This window comes from Actinacidiphila sp. bgisy144, assembly GCF_057708105.1.
Window position 1 is genome coordinate 22,674 of record NZ_JBYIRM010000015.1, and the last position, 15,072, is coordinate 37,745.

Below are 15,072 nucleotides of genomic sequence, written 5' to 3' on the forward strand. Positions count from 1 at the left end.
TGGTCCGCGCGGCCGTCGGTCGCGGTGCGCCGGGCACCGGTCGCCTGATGCCCTTGAGCCTGCCGGAGCCGGTGTCGGCGGACAATGGTGGAACTATCCGTTCGCGGGGTGGGGTTATCCCCACCCCGCCGCGACGGCGAGGGGGTTCCAGCCCGCCCTTCGACGGTAGACAGCGCGGACGGCGCGATCGTCATCCGGCGGTACGAACCGGCGGGCGCCGCAAGTAGGTGTGTCCCCCTAGGGGTCTGCTACCCGAGGGGGACATGCGGCTCAGGGTCGGTGGCGCGGACCTGCTCCGACGGCCCGTCAGGAGTCGGCGCGCAGGGCCGAGACGCCCAGCTCGAGGGCGGCTTCGAGATGGGTGGTCCGGCCGGTCTGGAGCAGGATCGCCACGCCGCCCTGGACGCCTGCGAGCAGCGCCGCGGCGGCCTGTTCGGGGTCGGTGCCGGGCGCGGTCGCGCCCTGTTCGCGCATCGCCCGGATGCCGTCGGCGAGCCTGCGCTGCCACTGCTGGAGCAGCCGTGCGGTGACCTCGCGGGAGGCGGGCGTGGTCCGGGTCAGCTGCGTCATCAGCGTGCCCAGCGGGCAGGTCATGCCCTGCTCGCGGTAGCGGGCCAGCACCGCCTCGCGCCAGGCGTCCCATGCCGCCCAGGACGTCAGGTCGCTCAGGAACGGCTCCTGGTCGTGCAGCACCCGGTCCGCCTCGTACTGCGCGACGGCGTACATCAACTGCTCACGGCCGTCGGGGAAGTAGTGGAAGAGCTGGCTCTTGCTGGTCGCGGTCGCCCGGCACACGTCCTCCAGGGTGGTGGCGACCACGCCCCGGGCGCGGATCTCGGCGGCGGCGCCCTCGACGATGCGCTGCCGGGTGGCCCGGCCCTTCGCGGTGAGTTTCACCGGCTGCTGCGTCATGCCTCCAGCGTCGCACAGCACGGCGCCATTTGTGGACTTGCTGGTCCATTTTCTGGGTGCCACTCTCGACCACGCCGCCAGGGGGCACCGCCGGACACCGCGGAGCCCCGGGCGCGCCACACGACAGCGGCACCCAGGAGGAGAAGGTCATGGAACGGCGATTCGACGGCAGGACCGCCCTGGTCACGGGCTCGACCTCGGGCATCGGAGCAGAGGTGGCCCGCACGCTGGCCGCGCAGGGCGCGCTGGTCGTGCTCAGCGGGCGGCGGGCCGAGCGCGGCGAGGCGGTGGTGGAGGAGATCGAGGCGGCCGGCGGCCGGGCGGTGTTCGTGGCAGCCGACCTCGCCGCCGGCGGCGCGGCCGTACGGGGCCTGGCCGACGCGGCACTGGAGGCGGCCGGCGGCCGGCTGGACATCCTGGTCAACAACGCGGCGCAGCTGCTGGGCCTGCTCCCCACCGAGCAGACCGACGAGGCGACCCTGGACACCGCCTTCGCCGTCAGCGTGAAGGCCCCCTTCCAGCTCACCGGGCTGCTGGTGCCGGCGATGGCCGAGCGCGGCAGCGGCGCGGTGGTCAACATGGGCTCCATCAACGGCTCGGTCGGCATGGCCGACTCCGCCCTGTACAGCATGACCAAGGCAGCGGTGCACTCGCTGACCAAGTCCTGGGCGGCGGAGTACGGTCCGCGCGGCGTACGGGTCAACGCGGTCGCCCCGGGCCCCACCGAGACCGAGGGCAACGCCGCCCACGCGGACGTCATCGCACCCCTGCTGGCGGCGAGCCCGGCCCGCCGGATGGGCCGCCTGGACGAGGTGGCCGCCGCGGTGGCCTTCCTCGCCAGTGACGAGGCGACGCACATCCACGGGGCGATCCTGCCGGTGGACGGCGGCTTCACCGCGGTGTGAGCGGTGCGGGAGGCGCCGACAGCACGGGAGGTGCCGGCGGTGCGGGCCGCACGCGGGGCCGGGTCGTACGGGTTTCAGCCCATCGTCAGGCGCACCGGGCGTACCCCGCCGAGCAGGGCGGCCAGCGCCCGGTCGACGTCCGGGCCGACGTACCAGTCACCGGTGTGGTCCACCGCGTAGACCCGCCCGTCGGGGTCGATGGCCAGCAGCGCGCCGGACCCCGGCTCCTCGCCGAGCGGGCTGATCTCGGTCTCCAGCGCCCGCCCGAGGTCGCCGAAGGTACGGGCCAGGTGCAGGCCGCGCAGCGGGTCGACGACGACGGCGGAAGGCGCCACCTGGCGGCCGGCACCGGCCGCGGGCGGGATCTCCAGACCGCCGAACTCCGCCCACGCCTCGACCGCCGCCGGGAAGACGGCGTGCCGGTGGCCGCCCGGCGAGAGGTGCCCGCGCAGCCGGTCCGCCCACACCTCGGCCTGCTTGATGTCCCAGCGCCCCGGCTGCCAGCCGGCCGTGCGCAGCGCGGCGTCGACGCCCATCGGGAAGCGGGCGCCGCCCGCCGTGCCCGCGCTCACGCGCCCGCCGCCGCGGGATCGAAGGGCCGCACCCCGAAGTGCGCGAGCAGGGGCGCGCAGGAGCGGCACGGCGGTGCGTAGCTGCCGTGCGCGGGGTCGCCGTCCTCGCGTATGCGGCGCGCGGTGAGCTTGGCGCCGCGCAGCGCCTTGCGCGCCTCGCCCTGGGTCAGCGGCCGGCGCGAGGCCCGCTTGCCGCGGTTCGCCTCGACCGCCGTCAAGTGCCGTGAAAGGAGCACCGGTTCCGGGCAGCGGCCGGTGAACCGTTCACGCTGGGCGACCGGGAGCGCGTCCAGGAAGTCCTGCACGATCGGGTGGAGCACGGGCGGCTGCTCGCCCTTGGCGCCGGTGCAGGTGAGCACCTCGTCCCGGATGGACAGCGCGGCCGCGATCGCGGGCAGGATGCCGTCCCGGCGGTGCCGCAGCACCGGGGCCGCCATCCCGTCGCGGGCAGCGCTCCAGCTCAGCCTGGGGTCGGCGGTGTCCGCCGCTGGTAGCCGAGTTGTCATATCCTGCCCCGTTCCGTCGTTCACCCGCCCCAAGGCGGCAGCTCCCCCGTCTGCCGGATCAGAGTGCCAAAGACGCCATCCGGGAGGGAAGCGGATCACGATGTGGCGACCCTTCTGTGTGGGCCATGTCACCGTCCTGTGACGTCACCGCCGTGCTTCGAACACGGAGCGCACACATCCGCCGCCGCGCCGTCGCCGCCGCGGGGAGGTCCGTACGGCGGGCACGGGTGCGCCGCCGCGGGGAGGTCCGCACGGCGCCGCGGGCGCGGGGCGGTTCACGCGGCGCCGGGCTGACGGGGCTTCATCGTGACCGTGCGGTGACCGTGTTGTGAGCAGCGCCATAGGCGGCGGGGCGGGCCCGGTGCCGTAGAGTCGCGCGGCAGCGGGCGGACGCCCGCGAGGGCCGGGCCGGGACGCCACGGACCGGACGCGGCGCGCGGGCAAGGGCGGCGCCGCGGCGCCGGGCCCGCACACGACACAGGGGAAGCCATAGATGCGGATACGCCCACGCCGTCGCCTACTGACCGGTAGCCGCAGGGTGCTGCCCGTGGCCGTCCTGGTGCCCGCGCTGGCGCTCACCGCGGCCTGCGGCGGCGGCAAGAGCAAGGACAGCGGCAGCGCGGCGTCCAAGAAGCTCACCGGCTCGGTGATCACCGCGAAGGACGTGGACCATCTCAAGGTGGTGCCCGCGACCGATGACAGCCAGCTGCTGGGCGCCGAGCAGACCACCGATCCCGCGGCGTGCCAGCCGGTGGCCGACCAGTGGAGCCTGGAGCCGAAGCTCGCCAGGACCGTCTACACCGGCGCGCTGGTCACCGACACCGCGGCCGCGGAGGCGGGCGCGAAGACGATCTCGCTGGAGGTCGTGGCCTCCTACCGGGCCGGGCGCGCGAAGCAGGTGCTCGACCAGTTGTCGGCCGCGGTCGCCCACTGCTCCGGCTACAAGGTCACCCGCAACGGCCGGACGTCGACCTTCACGGTCAAGAGCGTCGCCGCGTCCGCGGCGGTCGGCGGCACCTTCGGCGACCAGCAGGTGACCTACACCGTCTCCGACCCCGCGCTCGGCGCCTCCGGGATGGCGCTGGTCACCGTGGTCCGGGTCGGCGACTTCGTGGCGGCCTTCGAGACGGTGCGCGCGGACCACAAGACCGCGGCGCTGCGGGCGGAGATCGCGAGCAAGCAGGTCGACAAGCTGCGGGCGGCGGCCGACACGAAGTGACCCCGGGCCGGGGCGGACAGGCCGCGCAGGCAGCCTCGCGGCCACCCCGGTCCTCCCCGGTCCGCCCCAGCTGGCTGCGCCGAAGCGGGCGATCGGGGCGAACCGGGCCGCGGGGAGCGAGTTATCCACAGGCGCGAGGACGGGACCCGCGGGGCTCTTGCACGACCCCCTAGGCTGTCGTCATCAGCTCAGACGCAGCAGGGGGCAATCGCCATGACCACAGGCCCGCAAGGGCTGGGATCACCTCCCGGACCCGCAGCCGCCGCGCGCACCGCGCCGCCCAACGCGGCCTACGCCGGACAGGTCGTGCACTTTCCCGACCCGATCCGGGCCGCCCGCCACCCGCAAGGCGTGTGGGTGGACGACGCGGGCTACCCCGACTTCTCGCCGTACGCCCGCGCGGCGGCCGAGATAGCCGAGCCGCCCGAGGGCTTCGGCGTGGACGAACTGCGCCTGACGGACTACGTGTCGGCCAACGCGGCGCTGCACGCCTCCGGCCACGAACTGTGGGGCAGCCTGTCGCCGGTCGCCACCCCGCACGGCTGGACCTGGCACCACGTCCACGGCAGCCGCCGGCTCGAACTGGTGCCGGTGGAGGTCAAGGCGCTGCTGCGGCACCACGGCGGCCTGGCCGCCTCCGTGGCCGACCACGCCAAGCGCGGCACCCGTCCGCTCCAGGAGACCCGCCCGGTGCACTTCGGGCTGCCCAAGGAGCCGGTCGCGGTCACCGAGCAGCAAGTGCGGGACGTCGAGGAGGAGTTGGGGTACCGCCTGCCCGGCTCCTACCGCACCTTCCTCAAGGCGGCCGGCGGCTGCGCCCCCAAGGGCGTCGCCCTCGACCCCGACCTCGGCCTGCTGCTCGACCAGCCGTTCTTCACCGTCCGCGACGAGGCGGCGACCAACGACCTGGTGTACGTGAACAAGTGCCTGCGCGACCACCTCACCAAGGACTACCTGGCGATCGGCTACATCCAGGGCGGCCTGCTCGCGGTGCGGGTGAAGGGCGAGGGCGCCGGCTCGGTCTGGTTCCTCGGTTACGACGACGCGCGCGACGGCGACCGCTGGGCCACCCCGGCCGAGCGGGTGGCCGAGCTGCTGCTGCCCTGCGGCGACTCGCTCGACGCCTTCCTGCTGAGACTGGTCGGCAATCCGCCCGAGTTGGACACGGTCGCGAATCTGATGGTCGACGGCGGCTTCGCCAGCGCCGCGGCCGTGGAGGGGTGAGACACATGGTCACTTTCGCGCAGGCACAGGAGCGCGCCGAGCGCTGGGTCAACGCGGACGTCCCCGCGTACGCGGCCCGCGAGGTCCACGTCCGCGAGTTCGACCTCGGCTTCGTGGTCTGGTCCGAGGCCCGGGAGGACGGCCCGTCCTCCGACGACGGAGCGGTCCGCGTGGTGATCGCCCGGGACAGCGGCGAGGCCACCTTGTGGCCGGCCCTGCCCATCGGCGAAGTCATCCGCCGCTACGAGGAGGAGTACGGCCAGGTGGCCAACGACGCGGTGCCCGAGCCGCCCCAGCGAGTCGACCTCGAGGCGACCTCGTTCCTGCTCAGCCCACCGCAGTGGCTCCAGGACGCCGCCGACCGGATGGGCATCCCCGACCGCCGGACGTCCGGGTCCGAATCCGGGTCCGGGTCCGGCTCCGCCAGCGGTGCCTCGGCCGACCCGGCACCGGCGCCCGCCGACGCCGCCCCCGCGGCGGGTGAACCCGAGCCCGCGTCCGTGCCCGCGCCTGCTCCGTCATCGGGTGGCCGCGTCGACTACCGCCGCCCCGACGACAGCGGTGCTCCGAACACCGGTTCCGCGGCCGACGCCCCGGCTCCGGCCCCGGTGCCCGCGCAGAGCTCGGGCGGCGGCAGTTGGGCCGGCAAGACGGTCAGCGACTCCGGTGAGGGCCAGTCCGTCCCGGTCCCCGAGACCGTCTTCGCGCCGCCGATCAGCGACGCCGACCTGCCCGACCGCGAGCCGGCTGCTGCGGAGGCCAGGACGGAGCTGCTGCCCGGCGGGAGCGGGCTGCCGCGCACCATGCTCGCCCCCCAGCAGCAGGAGCCGCCCGCGCCGCCCCGGCCGGGAGTGCCGCACACCATCGGTGGTTCCGAGTTCCCGCCGCCCGGCGGCCCGTCGGTGCCGCTGCCGCCGCCGAGCGGGCTGGCGGGCCCGGCCGGCCCCGCCCCACTGAGTCCCGGCGCCGCCGACATCGCCGACCTGGAGACGTCGCGGGCCATGCCGCCCGGCCGCGGCCCCGCGCCGAGCCAGGGCACGCCGCCCCCGCCCCCCGCGCCGGCTCACAGCACCCCGCCCCCGCCGCCGTACTCCGGTCCCCCCGCGCCGGGCCAGGGCACCCCGCCGCCCCCGCCGTACTCCGGTCCCCCGGCGCCAGGTCAGGGCACCCCGCCGCCCCCCGCGGGTGGCAACCCGCACTACGCGGCCACGATGCTCGCCGGCCCCGGGACGCCCCCGCCCGGCATGGGCACCCCGCCCCCGCCGCCCGGCGCCGGCACTCCGCCGCCCGCCCCCGGCGCCGGCACTCCCCCGCCCGCGAGCAGCGACCCGCACTACGCGGCCACCATGCTCGCCGGCCCCACCCTGCCCCCGCCCGGCGCCGGCGCGCCGCCCCCGCCGCCCCCCGGCGCGGGCGCACCGCCGCCCGCGCCCGGCCCGGCCGCCCCACCGCCCCCGGCGGGCAACGACCCGCACTACGCGGCCACGATGCTCGCCGGCCCCGGCATGCCGCCGCCCGGCATGGGCACCCCGCCCCCGCCGCCGCCCGGCATGGGCGGCCCTGCGATGGGCCCGCCCGCACCGCCCGGATACGGCTATCCGCAGCAGGGCGCGGTGCCCACGGTCGGCCCCGGCTACATGGCGGTGCTGCGCTACCGCGGCCAGGACGGCAGCGAGCAGCAGCTCATCCGGCGCTCGGCACCGGGCACCCCGCACCCGGAGTGGCAGATCCTGCACGAGCTGCGGTCGTTGGGCATCCGTCCCGAGCAGGTGCTCGAACTCCACACCGAGTTGGAGTCCTGCGACCTGCCGGGGGGCTACTGCACCCGGATGATCCGGGAGACCTGGCCGCAGGTGCGGATCAGCCACACCGCGCCGTACGGGCGGGACCACGCGAGCCGCCGCCAGGGTGTGCAGCACCTCCTCACCCACCAGGGCGAGCTGCATCAGGTGGCCGGCGCGCCCGCCCGCCCGCAGCCGCAGCGGGTGCCGATGCCCGACCCGCACAGTGTGCTGCGGGTGCCGCCGGTGGGTCTGGACGTGATCGGCCAGGAGGTGGCGGGCGCGTTCGGCCCGCAGGGCGTGTTCCGGTTCGACCAGCGCGCGGTCTCCCGGCAGGGCGTGCCGGACATCGTGGCCCAGACGCTGGTGTGGGCCGGGCTGCCGACGGACTTCTCGCCGTTCTTCTGGGCGCAGGCCCAGCCCGGCCAGCCGGTGCCGACGCTCGCCGAGCTGGCCGCGCAGCGCGGGGTGCAGCCGGCCGCCGACGCCGGCTCGTACCTGGTGATGGGCAACGACTTCGGCCGCCAGCTGTGTGTGCAGTACGGTACCGCGCACATCGTCGCGGTGCCGTTGGAGGCGGGCCCGGGCGGGCAGCCGGCGCCGCCGCAGTTCGTCAACTCCAGCCTGCCGGAGTTCGCCCGCTGCATGGCGCTGCTCGGGCGGATGTGGCGGCTGCGGATCGGCCTGACGCCGGAGCAGGCCGGGCACTGGACGGTGGACTTCCAGGCGCAGTTGGCCGCGCAGGACCCGGCGGCGATCGCCTCGCCGGACAACTGGTGGTCGGTGCTGATCGAGCAGATGTGGGACGGGCTGCTGTAGGGGCCGTTCGCGCAGGGCGGGGAGCGGGTCGCTGAGGTGGCCCGTTCGCGGCCGTTTCGTGCGGGCCGGGTGGAAGGTGCGCCTTCCACCCGGCCCGTCCGTGTTTCCGGGGTAGAAGACAGTCCGGGCGGCGGAGACCGTCGGAGTGTCGAGGACCGTACAATTCGGTCATAAGCGATAAATGGGAACACGGGAACGGCCCGACGTCGCGAGGGGCAGTGGCCATGAGCAGTGATACGTCCGCATCGACGCAGAGTCCGGCGCGACCGCGCGAGCGGGAGGGGTTCGCGGCCGCGCGCGGCCGGGGCTACCGGCCGGACCAGGTGGACCGGTTCCTGGACGAGTTGTCGGAGGACCGCGACGCCGCGTGGGAGCGGGCGGCCCGGCTGACCGTCCTCGCCAACGAGATGGAGGCCGAGTGCGAGGCCCTGCGCCGCCAGGTCGCCGCGCTCGGGCCGACCGACTTCACCCGGCTCGGCGCCGGCGCGCAGGAACTGCTCCAGATGGTCGAGGAGGAGGCCGCCGCGGTGCGCGAACGCGCCGAGGTCGAGGCGCAGTACGCGAAGGACGCCGCCGACACCGCCCGCCGCACCCTCCAGGACGAGGCCCGCGCGGCCGCGTCCGCCCGGCTGGCCGCCGCCGAGGACCAGGCCCAGCAGGTCCTGGACGAGGCGTGCGGGCGCGCCGCGGAGATCCTGGGCGCCGCCCGCGCCGAGGCCGACGCCGTACGGGGCGAGGCCGGTGCGGCGCTCGACGCGATGCGGCAGCAGGTGGACCGGGACCGGGCGGCCGCCGAAGCGGAGCAGCGCGAGCGGACGGCGGGCATGGAGCAGGACCTCGCCGAGCAGCAGGCCGTGATCGACAGCCGGCTGTCCGGCCTGCTCGCCGACGCCGAACGGCGGCTGGCGCAGGCGCAGCAGGAGCGGGCCGACGCGGAGGCGGCGCTGCGGACGCAGCAGGCCGAGGCGGAGGCCCGGGCCGAGACGCTGATCGCGGAGGCCCGCAGCCATGAGGAGCGGGTGCGCCGGGACGCGGAGCGGGTGCTGCGGGAGCACGAACTGCACCGCGACGAGGTACGCGCGCACCTCGCGCACATCCGCGCGACCCTCTCGGACCTCACCGGCCGCCCCTGACGCGCACCACGGCCCGCCGTTCCCGACCCGCACCGCGGTCCACCTGTTCGCGCCCCCGCCCGGGTGCCGCGGGGAAACGCCATACGAACCGCCGCACGAGCCGCCGCACCAACCGCCGTGCCGCGTCAGCCCGCCGTCGGGACCATCGCGGAGACGCGGAAGCCGCCGTCGGGCGTGGGGCCCGCGGCGAAGCCGCCCCCGTGGGCGGTGACCCGCTCCCGCATGCCGGTCAGCCCGTGCCCGCCGCCGGGGATCGCCGCGGCGGCCTGCTCGGCCGGGCCGTTGACGATGAGGACGGCCACCTCGGCCTCGCGGTAGGCGAGCCGCACCTGCGCCGTCGCCCCGGCCGCGTGCTTGCGCACATTGGTGAGCGCCTCCTGCACCACGCGGTACACCGTCGCCTCGATCCGCCGCCCGCACGGCCGCTGCTCGCCCTCGACCGCCAGCTCGACGCCCATCCCGGCCGCCCTCGACTCCTGGACGAGCTGCGCGAGTTCCGCCAGGCTCGGCCCGGTGTCGGCCTCGTGGTCGGCGCCGGCATCCACACCGGCCACCGCACCGGCCACGGGCGGCGCGGCGGGGGGCGCCGCGGACGGCCCCGGCTCCGAGCGCAGCACCCCGAGCATCTGCCGCAGCTCGGTCAGCGCCTGCCGCCCCATCTCCCCCACCAGCTCCGCGCTCTCCGACGCCTTCCGGCCGTCCTTGAGCGCCACCGACTTCCATGCGGTCGCGTGCACCACCATCAGGCTCACCCGGTGCGCGACCACGTCGTGCATCTCCCGGGCGATCCGGGCCCGCTCGGCGGCGCGGGCCCGCTCGGCCCGCTCTGCGGCCTTCTCGGCCAGCAGCTCCAGCTCGCGTTCCAGGCCGTCGGCCCGGTCCCGCAGGCTCTCCACCAGCCGGCGGCGGGCCCGTACGTACAGGCCGAAGAGCACCGGCGGCGCGATGAGGCCGGCCGCGACCAGGATCGAGATGGCCAGCACCAGCGGCAGCCCAAGCCGGCTGCTGGAGTGCCGGACGCTGGACTCGATGCTCACGAACGCGACGAGCATGGTGCCCAGGCCGCACATGCCGGCCAGCAGGGCCGTCAGCCGGCGCGGCACCTCGGACGCGGCCAGGGTGTAGAAGCCGACCAGCGACAGGATCAGGCCGGTCTGCGCGGGGGTGACCGCGATCGCCACCAGCACCACCGCGATCGGCCAGCGGCGGCGCAGCACCAGCGTGGCGCCCACCAGCAGCCCGACCAGCGCGCCCAGTCCGGTGGGGATGCCGACCTTCGCGGTGAACTCGGCGCCCTCGAAGGCGGACTCCAGGGCCGAGGCCGCCGCCAGCGACACGTCCAGCACGACGCTGCGCCGCCTGGTCCACCACCACAGGCCGGACCAGGCCCGTGCCTGTCCCGGCTCGGCCTCCTCGCCCGGTACGCGCGCCCCCGTCGTACTCATGGCGTCCAGCGTAGGCGGTGAGCGGGCGGTGGAGCCCGGGCGCCCCGAGTGTCCGCCTGATGGGCCGGGCGTCTCGCCGAGCGCCCCGAGACCTATCCTGGAGCGGTCGGACAGCGCGGTCCGCGAGTCCCCGTACCCCGAGTTCGTACCCACTCGTATCCCAAGCCGTCGCCCATTCCACTGCACAAGGAGCCGCACCTGTGAGCAGCGCCGACACCCCACCGGCCAGCAGCACCGCCCTGCGCGCCGACATCCGACGCCTGGGCGAGCTGCTGGGCGGCACGCTCGTCCGGCAGGAGGGCCAGGAACTTCTCGACCTGGTCGAGAAGGTACGCGCACTGACCCGCAGCGACGGCGAGGCCGCCGCCGCCCTGCTGGGCGAGACCGATCTGGAGACCGCGGCCAAGCTGGTCCGCGCCTTCTCCACCTACTTCCACCTGGCCAACGTCACCGAGCAGGTGCACCGCGGCCGCGACCTGCGCGCCCGCCGGGCCAACGAGGGCAGCCTGCTCGCCCAGACCGCCGACCTGCTCAAGGACGGCGACCCGGAGCACGTGCGCGAGAGCGTGCGCAACCTCAACGTGCGGCCGGTCTTCACCGCGCACCCCACCGAGGCCGCCCGCCGCTCGGTGCTCAACAAGCTGCGCCGGATCGCGGAGCTGCTGGACGAGGCCCCGGTCTCCTCCGGCGACCGGCGGCGCGCGGACCTGCGGCTGGCCGAGAACATCGACCTGCTGTGGCAGACCGACGAGCTGCGGGTGGTCCGCCCTGAGCCGGCCGACGAGGCCCGCAACGCGATCTACTACCTCGACGAGCTGCACGCCGTCGCGGTCGGCGACGTGCTGGAGGACCTGGCCGCGGAGCTGGAGCGGGTCGGTGTGCCGCTGCCGCCGCAGACCCGCCCGCTGACCTTCGGCACCTGGATCGGCGGCGACCGGGACGGCAACCCGAACGTCACGCCCGAGGTGACGTGGGACGTGCTGATCCTCCAGCACGAGCACGGCATCACCGACGCGCTGGAGCTGGTCGACTTCCTGCGCGGCGCGCTGTCGAACTCCATCCGCAACTCCGGCGCCAGCCAGGAACTGCTGGACTCGCTCTCCAACGACCTGGTGGCCCTGCCGGAGATCAGCCCGCGCTACAAGCGGCTGAACGCCGAGGAGCCCTACCGGCTCAAGGCCACCTGCATCCGGCAGAAGCTCGTCAACACCCGCGAGCGGCTGGCCGGCGGCACCGCCCACGTGCCCGGGCGGGACTACCTGGGCAGCACCGAGCTGCTGACCGACCTGCAACTGATCCAGGACTCGCTGCGCGCCCACCGCGGCGGCCTGATCGCCGACGGCCGCACCGACCGGACGATCCGCACGCTGGCCGCGTTCGGCCTCCAGCTGGCCACCATGGACGTGCGCGAGCACGCCGAGGCGCACCACCACGCGCTCGGCCAGCTCTTCGACCGGCTGGGCGAGGAGTCCTGGCGGTACGCCGACATGCCGCGCGACTACCGCCGCAAGCTGCTCGCCAAGGAGCTGCGCTCGCGCCGCCCGCTGGCGCCGAGCCCGGCACCGCTGGACGCGGCGGGCGCGAAGACGCTGGGCGTCTTCCACACCATCCGCGAGGCGTTCGAGCGGTTCGGCCCGGAGGTCGTGGAGTCGTACATCATCTCCATGTGCCTTGGCTCGGACGACGTGTTCGCCGCCGCGGTGCTGGCCCGCGAGGCCGGGCTGATCGACCTGCACGCCGGGGTCGCCAAGATCGGCATCGTGCCGCTGCTGGAGACCACAGACGAGCTGAAGATCGCCGACAAGCTGCTCGACGAGATGCTCTCCGACCCCTCCTACCGGCGGCTGGTGTCGCTGCGCGGCGACGTGCAGGAGGTCATGCTCGGCTACTCCGACTCCTCGAAGTTCGGCGGCATCACCACCTCGCAGTGGGAGATCCACCGCGCGCAGCGCCGGCTGCGCGACGTCGCGCACCGGCACGGGGTGCGGCTGCGGCTCTTCCACGGCCGCGGCGGCACCGTCGGCCGCGGCGGCGGCCCCTCGCACACCGCGATCCTCGCCCAGCCGTGGGGCACCTTGGAGGGCGAGATCAAGGTGACCGAGCAGGGCGAGGTGATCTCGGACAAGTACCTGATCCCCTCGCTCGCCCGGGAGAACCTCGAACTGACGGTCGCGGCCACCCTCCAGGCGTCGGCGCTGCACACCGCGCCGCGGCAGTCCGACGAGGCGCTGGCGCGGTGGGACGCGGCGATGGACATCGTCTCCGACGCCGCGCACACCGCCTACCGCGAGCTGGTCGAGGACCCGGACCTGCCGCCGTACTTCTTCGCCTCCACCCCGGTCGACCAGCTCGGCGAGCTGCACCTGGGCTCGCGCCCGTCCCGCCGGCCGGACTCCGGCGCGGGGCTGGACGGGCTGCGGGCCATCCCGTGGGTCTTCGGCTGGACCCAGTCCCGGCAGATCGTGCCGGGCTGGTTCGGTGTCGGCTCCGGCCTGAAGGCGGCGCGCGAGGCGGGCCTGGACGCGGTGCTGGAGGAGGCCCACGGCCAGTGGCACTTCTTCCGCAACTTCCTGTCCAACGTCGAAATGACGCTGGCCAAGACGGACCTGCGGATCGCCCGCCACTACGTCGACACCCTGGTGCCCGACGAGCTGAAGCACGTGTTCGCCACGATCGAGGCGGAGCACGAGCTGACGGTGCGCGAGGTGCTGCGGCTCACCGGCGAGTCCGAACTGCTCGCCGGGAGCCCGGAGCTGGCGCAGACGTTCCACATCCGCGACCAGTACCTGGACCCGATCTCCTACCTCCAGGTGACCCTGCTGGCCCGCCAGCGCGCGGCGGCCGCCCGCGGTGAGGAGCCGGACCCGCTGCTGGCCCGCGCCCTGCTGCTGACGGTCAACGGTGTGGCAGCGGGGCTGCGCAACACCGGCTGACCGCCCGGCGCGCGGCCTCGCCCCGCACCGGCCCGGACGGCGGGCGGGGCGGGGCCGCGACCAGCGGCACTCCGCCTTTCCCGGGTGACGCGCGTAGCTAAAAATGCCGACCGGTAACTTCGGTCAAGGCGGCTCCATAACCCGGATGAGCCCCTACGCTTTTCAACAACGCCGGTGGGGGCCGGCGGGTATCAGGGGGCGAGACGCACGGGGTCCGGCGCCCGGGCAGGGACGGCGGTCCATGCCCGGGCGCCGGGCTCCACGCGAGGCGGTTGCCCACCGCCACTTGGGGGAGCGCCGTGAATCGGGAGTGGTGTCCGTGGGTCGTATCCGGGTCCTCGTCGTCGACGACCATCGTATTTTCGCCGAGTCGCTCGCAGCCGCGCTCGCGGCCGAGCCCGACGTCGATGTGTCCGCCGCCGGCAGCGGTGCCGCGGCACAGCGCTGCCTGGACCGGGCGGCCGCCGACGGGCGGCGCTACGACGTCCTGCTGGTCGACGCGGACCTCGGCGCGGGTCAGCCCCCGCCGGTGACGCTGGCGGCGGTGCCGCCGGCCGTGCCGTCGCAGCCGCGGCCGCTGGAGCCGCGTGATCCGGTGCTCGACGGCCTCGCGCTGGTGGAGCGGATCAGGGCCGCCTACCCGGGGACCCGTACCGTGGTGCTCGCCGAGCGGGACGACCCGGTGCGCGCCGCGCGGGCGCTCCAGTCCGGCGCGTCCGGCTGGGTGGCGAAGGACTGCTCGCTGTCGCGGCTGCTCGCAGTGGTCCGCGGGGTGCTGCGCGACGAGACGCACCTGCCGCCGGCGCTGCTGACCGGGGTGCTGCGGGAGCTGACCGCGGCGCGCCGGCACCGTACCGAGAGCGAGCAGCTGGTGGAGTCGCTGACGCCGCGCGAGCAGGAGGTGCTGCGCTGCATGGTGGCGGGGCTGGGGCGCAAGGCGGTCGCCGAGCGGCTGTTCCTGTCCCCGCACACGGTCCGCACCCATATGCAGAACGTGCTGGGCAAGCTCGGGGTGCACTCCACGCTCGCCGCGGTCGCGCTGGCCCGGCGGGCCGGGGTGGGGCCGGTGGAGCTGCTGCCGTCAGCCGGGGACGTTGTCGAACGGCGCGGTTAGCTGCCGCAGCAGCCCGGCGAGTTCCACGCGCTGCCGGTCGGTGAGGTCGCCCAGGATCGCGCGCTCCTGGGTGAGCAGTCCGGCCAGCGAGCGGTCGGCGCGGTCCTGGCCCTGCGGGGTGAGCCGGACCAGCACGCCGCGCCGGTCGTTGGGGTCGGGCCGCCGCTCGACCAGCTGCTTCTTGGCGAGCCGGTCGATCCGGTTGGTCATGGTGCCGGAGGTGACGAGGGTCTGGGTCAGCAGCTGCCCCGGCGAGAGCTGATACGGCTCGCCGGCCCGGCGCAGGGCGGTCAGCACGTCGAACTCCCACGGCTCCAGCCCGTGTTCGGCGAAGGCGATCCGCCGGGCGCGGTCCAGGTGCCGGGCGAGCCGGCTGACCCGGCTGAGCACCTCGAGCGGCTCCACGTCGAGGTCGGGGCGCTCTCGGCGCCATGCAGCGACCAGCCGGTCGACCTCGTCCTCCATGCGCTCAGTGTAGTAGGTCTGTCGACATGAAGTCTCTTGACATC

The 15,072-nt window shown here is 75.2% G+C and carries 12 protein-coding genes; 7 read left to right on the forward strand and 5 right to left on the reverse strand.

Translation table 11 applies throughout. From position 1 onward, the window contains the following. Nucleotides 1-306: 306 nt before the first annotated feature. Nucleotides 307-912 carry a TetR/AcrR family transcriptional regulator gene (locus tag AC3EVP_RS18500; protein WP_435131176.1) on the reverse strand — a complete coding sequence of 202 codons (606 nt, stop codon included), beginning with the start codon at nt 910-912 and terminating at the stop codon, nt 307-309. 149 nt (nt 913-1,061) lie between these two features. Here AC3EVP_RS18500 and AC3EVP_RS18505 point away from each other — a divergent pair, with 149 nt between their 5' ends. After that, entirely contained in the window at nt 1,062-1,817 is a 756-nt protein-coding gene (locus AC3EVP_RS18505; protein ID WP_435131178.1) for an SDR family NAD(P)-dependent oxidoreductase, read from the forward strand. 74 nt (nt 1,818-1,891) lie between these two features. On the opposite strand, the gene AC3EVP_RS18510 is transcribed toward AC3EVP_RS18505, so the two are convergent. Together AC3EVP_RS18510 and AC3EVP_RS18515 are read right to left on the reverse strand one after the other, a co-directional pair. After that, nucleotides 1,892-2,353 carry an SUKH-3 domain-containing protein gene (locus tag AC3EVP_RS18510; protein ID WP_435131334.1) on the reverse strand — a complete coding sequence of 154 codons (462 nt, stop codon included), beginning with the start codon at nt 2,351-2,353 and terminating at the stop codon, nt 1,892-1,894. Nucleotides 2,354-2,385: 32 nt separating this feature from the next. Continuing rightward, the gene (locus AC3EVP_RS18515) at nt 2,386-2,895 is read right to left on the reverse strand and encodes a YwqJ-related putative deaminase (protein WP_435131180.1); all 510 of its coding nucleotides are present in this window, start codon (nt 2,893-2,895) and stop codon (nt 2,386-2,388) included. Between the two features lie 547 nt (nt 2,896-3,442). Between AC3EVP_RS18515 and AC3EVP_RS18520 the strand changes: the two genes are divergently transcribed. The 4 genes from AC3EVP_RS18520 to AC3EVP_RS18535 all read left to right on the forward strand — a co-directional run bounded on the left by AC3EVP_RS18520 (nt 3,443) and on the right by AC3EVP_RS18535 (nt 9,071). After that, on the forward strand, nt 3,443-4,114 hold the full coding sequence (locus AC3EVP_RS18520; RefSeq protein WP_435131182.1) for a hypothetical protein: 672 nt from the start codon (nt 3,443-3,445) through the stop codon (nt 4,112-4,114). Nucleotides 4,115-4,327: 213 nt separating this feature from the next. Continuing rightward, nucleotides 4,328-5,338, forward strand: coding sequence for an HNH endonuclease (locus AC3EVP_RS18525; RefSeq protein ID WP_435131184.1), 1,011 nt, complete (start codon nt 4,328-4,330; stop codon nt 5,336-5,338). 5 nt (nt 5,339-5,343) lie between these two features. Continuing rightward, a complete protein-coding gene (locus tag AC3EVP_RS18530; RefSeq protein WP_435131185.1) occupies nt 5,344-7,938 on the forward strand; it encodes an SUKH-4 family immunity protein in 2,595 nt (864 codons plus the stop codon). A 224-nt stretch (nt 7,939-8,162) separates the two neighbouring features. Further along, nucleotides 8,163-9,071, forward strand: a complete 909-nt coding sequence (locus AC3EVP_RS18535) for a DivIVA domain-containing protein (RefSeq protein WP_335971039.1) — start codon at nt 8,163-8,165, stop codon at nt 9,069-9,071. Nucleotides 9,072-9,196: 125 nt separating this feature from the next. Here AC3EVP_RS18535 and AC3EVP_RS18540 read toward each other — a convergent pair whose 3' ends face one another. Continuing rightward, entirely contained in the window at nt 9,197-10,516 is a 1,320-nt protein-coding gene (locus AC3EVP_RS18540) for a sensor histidine kinase (protein ID WP_435131187.1), read from the reverse strand. Between the two features lie 200 nt (nt 10,517-10,716). Between AC3EVP_RS18540 and ppc the strand changes: the two genes are divergently transcribed. Both ppc and AC3EVP_RS18550 read left to right on the forward strand, forming a co-directional pair. After that, nucleotides 10,717-13,449, forward strand: coding sequence for a phosphoenolpyruvate carboxylase (ppc, locus tag AC3EVP_RS18545; protein WP_335971037.1), 2,733 nt, complete (start codon nt 10,717-10,719; stop codon nt 13,447-13,449). A 319-nt stretch (nt 13,450-13,768) separates the two neighbouring features. Further along, on the forward strand, nt 13,769-14,563 hold the full coding sequence (locus tag AC3EVP_RS18550) for a LuxR C-terminal-related transcriptional regulator (RefSeq protein ID WP_335971035.1): 795 nt from the start codon (nt 13,769-13,771) through the stop codon (nt 14,561-14,563). Here the strand turns inward: AC3EVP_RS18550 and AC3EVP_RS18555 are convergent. Beyond that, nucleotides 14,531-15,028: a MarR family winged helix-turn-helix transcriptional regulator gene (locus tag AC3EVP_RS18555; protein WP_335971034.1), complete on the reverse strand. Its 498-nt coding sequence runs from the start codon at nt 15,026-15,028 to the stop codon at nt 14,531-14,533. The two genes, AC3EVP_RS18550 and AC3EVP_RS18555, sit on opposite strands and share 33 nt — an antisense overlap. Nucleotides 15,029-15,072 lie beyond the last annotated feature (44 nt).